General features: G+C 57.2%; 13 protein-coding genes. All 13 read right to left on the bottom strand.

The genetic code is table 11. The features are described from left to right. Positions 1 to 18: 18 nt before the first annotated feature. On the bottom strand, positions 19 to 600 hold the full coding sequence (locus tag DXA43_RS05260) for an HD domain-containing protein (RefSeq protein ID WP_172622418.1): 582 nt from the start codon (positions 598 to 600) through the stop codon (positions 19 to 21). Between the two features lie 2 nt (positions 601 to 602). Next, the gene (gene folE / locus DXA43_RS05255) at positions 603 to 1,160 is read right to left on the bottom strand and encodes a GTP cyclohydrolase I FolE (RefSeq protein WP_117800884.1); all 558 of its coding nucleotides are present in this window, start codon (positions 1,158 to 1,160) and stop codon (positions 603 to 605) included. A 66-nt stretch (positions 1,161 to 1,226) separates the two neighbouring features. Then, positions 1,227 to 1,808, bottom strand: a complete 582-nt coding sequence (gene nrdG, locus DXA43_RS05250) for an anaerobic ribonucleoside-triphosphate reductase activating protein (RefSeq protein WP_117735798.1) — start codon at positions 1,806 to 1,808, stop codon at positions 1,227 to 1,229. A gap of 426 nt (positions 1,809 to 2,234) precedes the next feature. Then, positions 2,235 to 4,457 carry an anaerobic ribonucleoside-triphosphate reductase gene (gene nrdD / locus DXA43_RS05245; RefSeq protein WP_117806470.1) on the bottom strand — a complete coding sequence of 741 codons (2,223 nt, stop codon included), beginning with the start codon at positions 4,455 to 4,457 and terminating at the stop codon, positions 2,235 to 2,237. A gap of 568 nt (positions 4,458 to 5,025) precedes the next feature. Beyond that, a complete protein-coding gene (locus DXA43_RS05240; protein ID WP_118449081.1) occupies positions 5,026 to 5,493 on the bottom strand; it encodes a hypothetical protein in 468 nt (155 codons plus the stop codon). A gap of 100 nt (positions 5,494 to 5,593) precedes the next feature. Further along, positions 5,594 to 6,793, bottom strand: a complete 1,200-nt coding sequence (locus tag DXA43_RS05235) for an MFS transporter (protein WP_117806468.1) — start codon at positions 6,791 to 6,793, stop codon at positions 5,594 to 5,596. Positions 6,794 to 6,867: 74 nt separating this feature from the next. Next, entirely contained in the window at positions 6,868 to 7,980 is a 1,113-nt protein-coding gene (gene buk, locus DXA43_RS05230) for a butyrate kinase (protein WP_117806467.1), read from the bottom strand. 3 nt (positions 7,981 to 7,983) lie between these two features. After that, positions 7,984 to 8,991 (bottom strand): phosphate acyltransferase, encoded by a 1,008-nt coding sequence (locus tag DXA43_RS05225; RefSeq protein WP_117806466.1) that lies wholly within the window; start codon positions 8,989 to 8,991, stop codon positions 7,984 to 7,986. A 5-nt stretch (positions 8,992 to 8,996) separates the two neighbouring features. Beyond that, on the bottom strand, positions 8,997 to 9,230 hold the full coding sequence (locus DXA43_RS05220) for an acyl carrier protein (protein ID WP_117806465.1): 234 nt from the start codon (positions 9,228 to 9,230) through the stop codon (positions 8,997 to 8,999). Between the two features lie 116 nt (positions 9,231 to 9,346). Next, positions 9,347 to 9,769 carry a Zn-ribbon domain-containing OB-fold protein gene (locus DXA43_RS05215; protein ID WP_117583871.1) on the bottom strand — a complete coding sequence of 141 codons (423 nt, stop codon included), beginning with the start codon at positions 9,767 to 9,769 and terminating at the stop codon, positions 9,347 to 9,349. A gap of 38 nt (positions 9,770 to 9,807) precedes the next feature. After that, positions 9,808 to 11,094, bottom strand: coding sequence for a thiolase family protein (locus DXA43_RS05210; RefSeq protein WP_233503833.1), 1,287 nt, complete (start codon positions 11,092 to 11,094; stop codon positions 9,808 to 9,810). A 321-nt stretch (positions 11,095 to 11,415) separates the two neighbouring features. Further along, positions 11,416 to 12,033 (bottom strand): TetR/AcrR family transcriptional regulator C-terminal domain-containing protein, encoded by a 618-nt coding sequence (locus tag DXA43_RS05205; protein ID WP_117806464.1) that lies wholly within the window; start codon positions 12,031 to 12,033, stop codon positions 11,416 to 11,418. Positions 12,034 to 12,062: 29 nt separating this feature from the next. After that, positions 12,063 to 12,551: a 4'-phosphopantetheinyl transferase superfamily protein gene (locus DXA43_RS05200; RefSeq protein WP_158564942.1), complete on the bottom strand. Its 489-nt coding sequence runs from the start codon at positions 12,549 to 12,551 to the stop codon at positions 12,063 to 12,065. Positions 12,552 to 12,829: the final 278 nt, after the last annotated feature.

Here is a 12,829-nt window from a genome sequence, read left to right as displayed (position 1 = left end):
CCCGACCGCGCAAACTAACTACACGCGAATCGACAGGTTCTTTTTATCATCGCTCCAGTTGCAAGCATTGCGCGCGGGGCATGCAAAGCAGGCGCGCGACGCTTTGTCGGCTGCATAGAGCAGACGCTCAAGCGGTTGGCTGTTCACGCGCAGCTTTCGATGGCCCAGAATGGCCGTCTTAATGGCTGCGGCATCGGCCGGCTCAAACGCCACGTCATCGGGCATGCCGCCGAGAATCGCATCAGCGACGCGTTCGCTTGCAACATCATGGGATATACCCGATTCATACTGTTCATCTTTGCCGATATCGTGAAGAAGTGCCGTGGCGTAGATGACCTCGCGGTCAAATTCGAGCTGTTCCTCGAGATTCTTGATCCACATAATGCGAGCGACATCGAGCAGATGGTCAATACCGTGGCGGCAGAAGATGCGCCCCGATTCCAACTGTACGATGTTGCCCAGGTGCCGCCGGAACAGCCCGTTGGCACAAATGTAATCAATGCGAGGCATGGCACCAAAGGGGGCCAGGCCCGAAGCCATAAAGCCGCGACGCGACGTCCCCTCATCGGTCTTCGATGTAAAGTCGTTGACGACTCTCATGGTTAGCGGCCCAGCATCCTAAAGAAACGCTCCTCGAGCGCGGGATCGGTCTCAAAGACGCCGCGGCGAGCAAGCGTCACGGTCTTGGTGCCGGGCTTTTGCACGCCACGCATCGTCATGCACATATGCTCGGCCTCCATCAACACAATCGCTCCCTGGGGAGCGAGATAATCCATGAGGGCATCGGCAACCTGTGCGCACAGTTGCTCCTGCAGCTGAAGACGGCGGGCATAAACCTCAACCGTGCGGGCGAGCTTGGAAAGCCCAGCCACCCGACCGTTAGGGATATAACCAATGGCGGCCTTGCCATAAAACGGCAGCAGATGATGTTCGCACAGCGAGTAGAACGTGATGTCGCGCTCGATAACCAAATCGTTCGAAGCGACGGCAAAGGTTTTGGACAGGTGTTCCTCGGCACTCTGGTCCATACCGCCGGCAATCTCACCATACATACGGGCAACGCGCGCCGGGGTCTCCAGCAGGCCCTCACGAGCTGGATCCTCGCCTATGCCCTCAAGCAACAGCTCAATGGCGGCCTCGACTTTTTCCTGATCGACCATCTGGGCCTCACTTTTCCGATTTCACGTTCGCGCTATGGTACCACGCCCTTCGGCATCGACCACAAGCTACATAGTATGGGTCGAATAGACCGGATCATCACGCCAAAGTTCAACCGCATCACAAAGCGCAACGCCCTCACGCTCAGCACGGGCGCGCGTAGCGTTCATATCGATCACGCGCTGGTTACTCGAGCCCCTAAAACGCAATGAGATATCATACAGATCCTGAACAAACGGGCCATCCACCAACATGTCGAGACAGGCAAGGATACGGTCCGTGACCTCGGTATGGTGGCGGCCTCCCGGCATAAGCTCCTCGAGCACATCGCCGGTGAAGCACCAAATAGTCTTCCCCGACCCCGCTGGATAGGCCGCGCGAACACGCTCGACAAAATCAACGAGTCCCGCCTGATTCTCGGGCTCCATAGGCTCGCCGCCCAGAATCGTCAGGCCGTCAATAAAGGGATGATCGAGGCTCTCGATAATCTTGTCCTCGACGGCACGATCAAACGGCTCGCCCGCGGCAAAGTCCCACGCGACGGAGTTAAAGCAATTCTTGCAGCCACGACGGCACCCGCTCACAAACAGAGAAGTGCGGACGCCTTCTCCATCAGCAATGTCGAAATACTTAATGTTCGCGTAGTTCATAGGTAACTCTCCCGGGAGGCCGGGACATATCATCCCGTCCTCAAACATTCTCGGCCTGCGGCCTGCGAAACTGCGGGCGGGACGATATGTCCCGACCTCATGCAAAGGGTAACTCAATGAACGAAGCGAACATCGAGTATAGGGTTCGTGGTCTAATAAAAACTGAGTTGCGGCTCAACCGCCATCGCAAGTAAATCGCAGCTGCAGCCCGAATTATTTCCGCTAAGAACTTCGAGGAGTGAGCAGACCGCGTACTGCATCTCAGCTACGTCAACTTGGCTGCCCCGTAGCGAGGCCCCGGACCTTTGCTCGATATGAGTTCCACACGAACAGGAGGCGCCAGTGGCGCCTCCGTCGTGAGTCAGGACTGTCCGAAATAGCGAGTAAAGGTCCGGGGCCTCGCTACGGGGCAGCCTGGGATGGTTATTAGAGATGCAGCACGCGGTCGCGGATCTCCTCGGTTCGGCCCTGGTTCCAGAACTGGGTACCGATGTAGCCGCACGTACGACGAGCGACGTTCATCTTCTCCTGGTCTCGGTTGCCGCAGTTGGGGCACTCCCACACCAGCTTGCCATCGTCCTCAACAATCTTGATCTCGCCATCGTAGCCGCACACCTGGCAGTAGTCGCTCTTGGTGTTGAGCTCGGCGTACATGATGTTGTCGTAGATGTACTGCATCACGCGAATGACAGCCTTGAGGTTGTCCTGCATGTTGGGAACCTCAACGTAGGAGATAGCACCGCCCGGCGAAAGCTGCTGGAACATGCCCTCAAACTTAAGCTTGTCGAAAGCATCAATCTCCTCGGACACGTGGACGTGATAGCTGTTGGTAATGTAGCCCTTGTCCGTCACGCCCGGAATAATGCCAAAACGACGCTGCAGGCACTTGGCGAACTTGTAGGTCGTCGACTCCAACGGCGTACCGTACAGCGAGAAATCGATATCGCTTTCGGCCTTCCACTCGGCGCACTTGTCGTTCATGCGCTGCATGACGGCCATGGCAAACGGCGTGCCTTCCTTCTCGGTGTGGCTGTGGCCCGTCATGTACTTGACGCACTCATACAGGCCAGCATAGCCCAGGCTGATGGTAGAGTATCCGCCCACGAGCAGTTTGTCGATCGTCTCGCCCTTCTTCAGACGAGCGAGGGCGCCGTACTGCCACAAAATCGGTGCGGCATCCGAAAGCGTACCCATCAGGCGCTCATGACGGCACAGCAGGGCACGGTGGCACAGCTCAAGGCGCTCGTCGAAGATCTTCCAGAACTTGTCCATGTCCTGATGCGAGCTCAGCGCGACATCGGGCAGGTTGATGGTCACAACACCCTGGTTAAAGCGGCCATAGTACTTAGGTTTGGTCGGGTCATAGTTCAGCGCGTTGGCGACATTGTTAAAGCCGTTGCCCGAGCGGTCGGGCGTCAAGAAGCTGCGGCAACCCATGCAGGTGTAGCAATCGCCGTTGCCGGCGGTCTCGCCCTTAGACAGCTTGAGCTCGCGCATCTTCTTCTCGGAGATGTAGTCGGGCACCATGCGCTTGGCGGTGCACTTGGCAGCCAGCTGGGTCAGGTAGAAGTACGGGGAATTCTCGTGAACGTTATCGTCCTCGAGTACATAGATAAGCTTGGGGAATGCCGGGGTAATCCACACGCCGGCTTCGTTCTTAACGCCCTCGTAGCGCTGACGAAGCGTCTCCTCCACGATCATGGCAAGGTCGTGCTTCTCCTGCGCTGAGCGAGCCTCGTTGAGATACATGAAGACCGTCACGAACGGCGCTTGGCCGTTGGTGGTCATAAGGGTCACGACCTGATACTGAATCGTCTGGACGCCGCGACGGATCTCGTCACGCAGGCGGTCCTCAACAACCTCGCGGACCTTTTCGGGAGATGCGGAAACGCCGAGCTCCTCGAGCTCGCGGGCGACCTCGCCGCGAATCTTTTGACGGCTCACCTCGACGAACGGGGCAAGATGGGTCAGCGAAATCGACTGGCCACCGTACTGGGAGGAAGCAACCTGGGCGATGATCTGCGTCGCGATGTTGCAAGCCGTCGAGAAGCTGTGCGGCTTCTCAATCAGCGTACCCGAGATAACAGTACCGTTCTGGAGCATATCCTCCAGGTTCACCAGGTCGCAGTTATGCATGTGCTGGGCAAAGTAGTCCGAATCATGGAAGTGGATCAGACCCTCATTGTGAGCATCCACGATCTCCTGGGGCAGCAGCACACGCTGAGTCAGGTCCTTGGAAATCTCGCCGGCCATGTAGTCACGCTGAACGGAATTGACGGTCGGGTTCTTGTTGGAGTTCTCCTGCTTGACCTCTTCGTTGTTGCACTCGATGAGCGACAGAATCTTGTCGTCGGTCGTGTTCTTCTGGCGCTTCAGGCTCTGAACATAGCGATAGATGATGTAATGGCGAGCGACCTCGTAGCAGTCGAGACGCATGATCTCGTCCTCGACCAGATCCTGAATCTCCTCGACCGACACGGTGTGGCCCGCGTTCTCGCATGCCTCGGCGACGTTTTGCGCCGCATAAACCACCTGGCGGTCGGTAAGACGAGAGCCCTCCTCGACCTCCAAGTTGGCGGCGCGAATCGCATTGACGATCTTATCGATGTCAAAGACAACCTCGGTGCCGCTGCGCTTGATGATCTTCATCCTCTTGCCTCTTTCGCGTCGTAGTCTCATTGCGTTTCAGAGCCAAACGATGCCCGGCAGGGCTTGCCCCCGTCTTGCGGCGCCGTCGCGCAATCTGTGTTCTCGATAAACCATAAGCCTCCATGCGGACATTCCCAAGAGCCGATCAAGCGGCTCAAGGACACGTTCAAAAGAGGCAGTTAAGGTCTTCGTTCTCTGTCCGCCATCTATCATACGACAAAGAGGCATCTATATCCTGTATTCTTTTTTTAGGTCAAACACAACATATAGTGTTTCAGCAGGTCAAAGCAATTAGTCATTTTGCAGACGCATTAAAAATGAGGGGTATTTGACAAGTCGGTAAAACGTTACCAACACGGCTACCTGCATGGCAGTTATAAAACCCCCTTAGTCAAGCCGCTGACAAATCCTACCAAAACCAAGCCGCTCACGCCAAAAGAATCCAAAAGATTATGCTTGACCAACATGTTGCGGTCGAATGCCGGCGGACGGAGCGACAGGACTGTAAACGCTCGGAAGACTACAGCCCCGGCGCCCCGTCCGCCGGCATTCGATAGGCGAGGATCTATTACTTCTCTTCGCGAACTATCATGCGGCCGAGAGCCGCTGTAAAGGGATCGAGCAGCACGCCGGCGATAACCACAAAGGCCCATCCCTTTGTGACGAGGCCGGCCCAACGCGCGAAGAACGTACGGCCTTCAATCGTTCCGAATCCTCCCTGGAAGGCAATCTCGCCAAAACCGATCACCATAAAAAGGAGCGTGGCACCGATGACAGTACCGGCGATCTTGTGTGATGCACTCCCCTGCTCAAAACCAAAAAAGTCCAGGCACATACCAACTGTTTTGCCAAACAGCGGGAGTGCGCTCAGAACCTCGGCGATCACCGTGGCCACGATGAGTTGTCCCCAAAAGCCCGTGGGGCCCGTCAGATCCAAGCCAGGCGCCCCTTCAATGATGGGGAGAAACGCGCAGAGCAATAGCGGGTTAAAGAAGCCGTTGAGAATACCGATAACGCGCCTGACAGGTAACTTCATAGCCGTAAACCTTTCAAAGTCATTGATAGAAAGAGGGCCGCCGGCATATGTCGGCGGCCCCGATAAAACATGATGTACGGCAAAGCAACTACTCGAGCGGCTACTCCGCCTCGCCGCCGGCCGCCATCTTCTCGGCCTCGGCAAGCTGGGCCGGGGTGAGCTTGCGATACTTAATGGCGCCAAAGACGACACAAGCCGCACAGACGATCATGCCGGCGATGAACTTCTGGTCAATCGTTGCACCAAACGGCGACGTCACGGCCTCAAACACAATGGGAGACAGTGCCATGCCAAAGTTGATGCCTGCCATGCCAATGGCAAGGTTAAACGCACGTCCCTCGGGGGCAGAGTTGCCGGCGGCAAAATTGCCCTCCAGCGGCACATAGGTCTCCTTGCCCAGCGCAACGACAAAGCCCGCAACGCACAGTACCATAAAGGCGGGCGCAACCAGCGTCAGGCCCAGGCCAACGAGCGTCACGCCCCATGCGATCGGCATAGCCAGGTTCTTGAACTTGGCAAACAACGGACCGACCAAAAGACCAGCCGCAATACCGGCAACGGTCATAACGGTAGAGGCAAGACCGGCCTCCACGGTACCGCCAAAGCCGCGACCCACAACAAGCAGCGAAACGTTGGAGCTGAAGAGCTGGAACGTGAGTACGAACACAAAGCTCATGAGCGTGATAATCGCGACCTCTTTAGGCATATTGGCAAACACGTTGACCTTGCGCTTGGGCTCAAGATGACCCTCGGGAAGGCAAACAGCCTCGATCACGATGAAAATGATCATGATGAAGTACGCCGCATAGCTGTGGAACCACCCGGCAGAACCCAAGATGCCGGAAACCATCGTCCAGATAATGCCGCCCAGTGCAACAAAAGTGGAGTAGATGCCCATGACGAACGAGCGCTGCTTTCCGCCAAAGTAATCCGCAATAAGAGCGTCCGTTGAATTCTGCACGGCGCCGAGACCAAGGCCCATGACAGCAGAAGCCGCCAAGACTTGGCCGAGCGAGTCGTGGAACACCAGCACCGAGGCGCCTGCCAGCATCACGATAATGTGACCGACGAGCGTCGTCTTCTTCTTGGACACGCGAGAGGCAAGCTGTGAAGAGACGAGCATGGCGGACAACGCCATCATCAACGGGATGATGCCGATGATCATCTGGACGGCAGCGATGTTTTCGTTGGGAAATGCCGCCGCAACAGAGGCCACGATAGGGACGGGCACGAGCATGCCCATGATGCACATGGCGGCTGCGTAAATGCCCACCAGGTACTTGATCTTGGTTTTATCCATGATCCATCCTTACACTTAAAGAAAAGGGTCGGAGCGGCCAGGCATCACCAGCGGCCGCCCCAAACACAGCACTATCAGTCGTTGAATCCGGTGAACACGGGTTCTCCGCTGTACACGAGCGCTTCCTCGACACCATCGAGCACGCGGCAGGCGCCAGACGCCATCGCCTCGAGCTCAAACTCGCCGGGATAAGCCGATACGGGAGCGATCCAAGAGCAGCATTCCTCAATCGAAGCAACGAGCTCCTTGCTGTGGACCATGCCGCCTCCGAGCAAGATGCCGTCGACGTCGCCCTTCAGCACGCAGGCCATCTCGCCAATCCACTTGCAGATTTGGTAAACCATTGCATCCCAGGCGCGTGCTGCAGCCTTATCGCCCGCAGCGGCACGTTCACACACCTCGATGGCATCGGACGTACCCAAAAGGTCAACGAAGCCACCGGTCTTCATGCAATGGGCGCGGGCGACGTCGAGGCCATGTTCCGCCGTATACTTCGCGACCTCGATTGCGGGGACCGAGCCACAGCGCGTCGGCGCCATGGGGCCCTCGCCGCCGACGATGTCGTTGCCGTCGACCATCTTGCCCTTAAGGTGAGCCGAGATAGAGATGCCGCCGCCAATATGGCAAACGATGAAGTTGCACTCATCATAGGGGCGACCGAGCTTTGCCGCATGGCGGATGGCGGTCTCTTTAAGATTAAGGGCGTGCAGGTGCACGTTTCGATACACGCCCTTAATGCCCGTCATACGTGCGAGGTCGCACAGCTCATCGGTATCGGGAGGATTCACCACAAAAGAGGGCTTGCCCGTCTTTGAAGCGAACTCATGGGCAATCTGGGGACCCAGCTGCGCCGGGTGCTGAATGCCGTTCGCACCGACGCGGGCATGCTCGAGCATGACCTCATTGATGGCATACGTGCCGCCGGGCAGCGAAAGCAAGCCGCCGCCGCGACCGACAAATGCATCAAAGTCCTCGAGCTTCAGGCCCGCCTCATCCAGTGCTCCAAGAATCAGATCGCAGCGATACGGCATCTGAGCCGAAACCCCATCGAACTGGGCGAGGTCCTTCGCATCGTGCGCAACGTTCTTGCTGAGCTTGCACTCATCACCCTCAAAAACGCCCACCTTCGTGGAAGTGGAGCCCGGGTTGATTACCAGGATGCGCCAGGGAGTCTTTTTATCGGACATATCTTAAGCCTCCTTAAGCGCTTGGGCGCGCACGCAGCTCATCACCACGTTGCCGACGATCTCGTCGACGGGCGCAGAGCGCGAGCAATCGCACACGATCTTCTTGAAGCCCTGAAGCATGGGGCCGTAAGCATTGGCGCCGGTCAGGTTCTGGATGATCTTGACGCCGATATTGCCCACGTTGATATCGGGCCAGATGACCACATTGGCCTGTCCCGCAACAGCAGACTCGCGATGAACCTTCTTGGCCGCAACCTTGTGGTTAATCGCCGAATCAAACTGGAACTCGCCGTCGATGGCAAGGTCGGGACGGCGATCGTTGGCAATCTCGCGAGCGCGACGTACTTTGTCGACAAGCTCGTTATCCATCGAGCCGTCAGTCGAATGCGAAAGCAGCGCGCAACGGATATCCCATCCGGTCAGCGAGCGTACCGTTTCGCTCGACGAAATCGCGATCGAGGCAAGCTCCTCGCTCGTGGGGTCAACGCAAACGGCGGAATCGCCAAAAGCCAAAAGGCCACCTTCGCCGCCGTTCCAGTTGGGAATGTCGGCGATACCGCACGAGCTCACGGTGTCCACCCCGTCGGCAAGGCCGACGATGGTTTGACCCGCCAGGATGATGTCGCCCGTGGCGTTATCGATGCCGGCGAACATTACGTCGACATCGCCGAGCACCTGCAAAATCAGGGCGCGCTCAAGCGGACGCGTCATACGGCGCGCGGCGCCCTTGGGCTTAAACTTGCAATCCGGATGCGAAAGATAGCGCTCGCAGCAAGCGGTGTTCGCCTCCTCGTCGGTCACATCGACAATCTCGATGCCGTCAAGGGAGATGTCGCGCTCATCGGCAAGCTCCTTGAGCTTACCGCCGTCGCCGACCAGCACACATTCGGCAAGATGCTCGGCGGCGATCTTTGCGACCGCCTGCATCATGGTCTCGTTTTCGCCCTCGGGAAAAGCAACGCGCATAGGCTTGGCGGCAGCCTGCTCGCGCAGGGTCTGCATCAGGTCCATGGCAGCTACTCCATCTCTTCGGCAGTGCGCTCGATAAGCTCGCGGATGGTCTTCATGACCATGACCTCGCGAACGGGGACCTCGGCATCGAGCTCGTTCTCGATCATGGAGGTCAGGGCGATCATCTTCATCGAGCCCTTGCCCAGGGTCTCAAACGTCGTCTCGGGGGTCACATCGCCATCGTAGTTGTAAGCGGACTTGGCAAAATCGCAGATCTGCTGAGTGAGTTCTTCGTTCATGATGGTGCCTTTCTAATTAAAAAGAGGGGTAGCCACGGCGGGCTGGAGACATGGGTCCCGCCGTGGCCTAAGAGAGGAAGCGAATTGTTATAGGGGTGAAAGCCTAGTGTGAAAGCCTAGTCGTCAAGCTCGAACGTGAGCTCTTTGTAACCCGGTCGATCGATGACCTTGGCATGGACACCAACGGTCTCGCCCGCCATGAGCTTGGCGCGGATCTCGGGGGCCTTCTTCTTGGTAATGCCGTAGATGACGTAGGTGTACTGAGAACCCTCGTCAATATCGACGGCGCCGTAGGCGTACTTGCCATACTCCTTGAGGTAGGGCTTGTCGTTCTGCGGACCAGGCAGGGTAAAATCGATCAGATGGCCGTGACCGGAAACCTGGACCCAATCGGTCTTGTGGTAGCCGCAGGCATTGCAGGCAAGGTGAGGCGGAAACTCGACGGCTCCGCACTCGGGGCACTGACGTGCCCAATAGATGCCCTCTTCAAGACCCGTGTAGAACTTCTTGACCACGGGCTCCATATCTTTGAGTTGCATGAGAATACTCCTTATGGGAAATCGAAAACCGCGGTCGCTTAGGCGACGGTACGAAGAATCTGGCAGCGCACATTCTGAGAACCGCCAAAACCGCGCAGGAAGGCCGTCTCAGGAATCTTCTTCATCTGGGTTGCACCGGCGACGCCGCGCATCTGCTTGACGGCCTCGACGATATCGGCGATACCGGATGCGCCATGAGCGTGGCCGAAGTTGCAACGGCCACCGTGCGGGTTGATGGGCTTATCGCCGTCAAAAGCGGTGCGGCCATCGATCGCATACTTCCAAGCCTCGCCGCGCGGAATATAGCCGCACTCCTCGGCCGAGACGATCTCGGAAGCCAGGAAGAAGTCATTGCACATAAACAGGTCGATCTCATCGGGGCTCACGCCGGTAAGGTCGTAGACCTGCTTGGCAGCAAGCTCGGTAGCCCAGTGCTCGTTGTGAAGCAGGCCGGCTTCGACGGCAGAGGCGCCCGTGCCCAGAACCTCGATAGGTGCATACGGGACACCCATGGCCTTGGCCTTCTCCGTGGGCATCACGACAACAGCGGCGGCACCGTCGCACTTCTTCTCAAAGCCGGTAACGCGCAGGTACTGCGTAACGCGCGGGTTGTACATGCTCTTGAGATACTCGTCGGCGGTATCGAACCCAGCTGCCTTCGCATCCTCCTCGACCGTGGTCTCGTACCAGGCAAGGGGATTCAGGACGGCACCGCGGCGAAGGCTCTTGGTAAGGCCGTTCAGGGCGTCATCGATCTGATCGGCAGTAAGGTCGTACTGCATCGAATACTCGTTGATCCAGTTGTCGAACGACACGCCAAAGGCACCATCGAGCGGGCGACCATACGCGCGGTCATAGATCTTATCGAGCGAGGGAATCATGACGTCGAGCGTAAAGTCCTGGCGAATATGCGAGGGCATGTGCTCAACGGGAAGGGTCGAAGCCAAATCGCAGGCACCCGTAAGGACGACATCGTAGGCACCGGAGGCGACTGCCATCACGGCCTGCTCAAGGGCGACGTAGCCCGTGCAGCAAGCCTCGGAATGATGGACGGAACCCTTGGCGCGAACGCCAAACCAATCGGCAACCTGCATGTTGGGGGTAATGCAATCGCCAACGAGATAGGGATTGGCGCTGCCGTGATAGAAAAAATCGATATCGCGGGGCTCAAGACCGGCATCGGCAATTGCCTCGAGGGCCGCATAGCCAAACGCCTCGCCCTCGCCAATACCCTGGGTCTCGGGATGCTCCTCAAAATCCTTGAACGGGGTGCAGCCTACGCCTACAATCGAGACGCTGCGCATGTTCTTTCCGAGCGTAACCACTGAATATCACATCCTAATCATGTGAAGGTGTACGGAGTGATGGCGCAGTCCGGCCGCGAGCGAAGGTGAGAGAGCGCTCGCGGCTTTTCTGTGCCGTCACACGTTGAACTACTGCAGTGGTTCTCTTGAACGTGACTTTAGTTTACGAGGGGCAAGACAGGACGTATGGGACAAAAAGGCCCTATGTGTCCCATCATTTGAGACCCATAGGGCAAAAGCGTTCCAAATAGCAGGTAAATGGTCTTATCAATAATGCAAGGATTCGGCAAATCATTATGACACCGCCATGAATCTAACCATTTACCCGTAAATAGCGACCGTTCATCCGAGCGTATTATCGAAATCAGGGATCCGCGGATGCCAATGGCGCGATGCATCGTCGACAAAGAGCGGTGCGTAGAACATGCGATTGAGCGCGGCGGCAACGGTTCGTGCCTCAAGGTCAGGCCGGACTTCGAGCCAATACTGGATGAGGTTATGGTGGCCCGCAAGCGCAAAAGCAAGATACAGATCGAGGTCCGTCTCGTCCGAAAACGTCGACCGCAAACGATCGCGAAAATAGTCATGCATGAAGATCGTTGCCTTGTGTGCAAACACGGGATCACCGTTATCGCTGTTAAGCGCCAGGACTTTCGAGCGATTGGCCTTGAGGATTTCCATGCGCTTGATCATCGTGGGCGTGGGATCAAGCTGCGCATCACCAAAACGAGCCTCAAGGGCAACGTCGTTAATGTCTTGCATGTTCTGGAGCAGCTCATCTTCAAAGCGCTTGACCACATCATCGACAGAGCGGTAGCAACGATAGAAGGTTGATTTTGATGTATGGGCAAGACGGAGTACGTCGGTGACCTTAATCGATTGCACAGGCGTTGTCGCCATAAGTTCAAAGACGGCGCCTTCGATCCGCGAAGCAATATCGTTTTGAGCGTTCAGTGACATAGAAGGCCTCCCCTGTTGGCGATTGGCTACTATGCTACCCGAAAGGCATGCTCCTCAATAGCGATATGGGGCATAGAACGCGCTGCACAAGAGATGACACACTGGCCAAACACCACCGAGGAAGTAAACCATCCGCTCGGCAACCCGTCTTTGCGGGGATCGATTGAAAAGCCGGACCCCTCCGCCTTCAGGACGGCTTCGATACGCGTCCAAACCCGACACAGCCGAAAGGCGCGTTCCCGCGAATCTGCCGCAGCGTCAATCCACGCCCGTTCCCTTGAGCTCGCCATACGCTCAACCGCAATAGGTACAATCTCATCGACCGCCTCGATATCCACGCCAATAGGTCCTCCGACCGACCGAGCAACATCGGAAACAGCGAGGACGGCCACGCTTCCGCCATGTGAAATGGAAATAGAGGGGGCCTCCCCATCCGCAAGCTCGATCTTGCCGAAAGCAAAACGCGCAAGCTGGGTGTCGTCGAAGACACCCAGGGCGTCGCGAAGCAGCAGACCCACGCCCGCAGCTTCCCTCCGAGACGCAATGGGGAGATCTCCATTGGAGGCACGCGAGGCATAACGTCTCGCGATTGATGCCATATCAACGGTCTCGCCGGGATCGATCGCAGAAACGTCAACGAGATGCATGGTTATGTTCAAAATGGTCAACCCCCACTCGATTGAGATGACAAGGCTAAACTGACGTTCAGAACCGCTCTTTCATGAAGCGAGGTACCTTTTGCCGGCGATTTGGCGACCTATTTGGCGACCAAAACAAAACAGCTCAGAGGCTAAGC

It is taken from the genome of Collinsella sp. OF02-10, from assembly GCF_003463445.1.
Taxonomy (GTDB): domain Bacteria; phylum Actinomycetota; class Coriobacteriia; order Coriobacteriales; family Coriobacteriaceae; genus Collinsella.
Note: the sequence above shows the minus strand (reverse complement) of the source record. Positions and strands in the feature narration are given on the sequence as shown.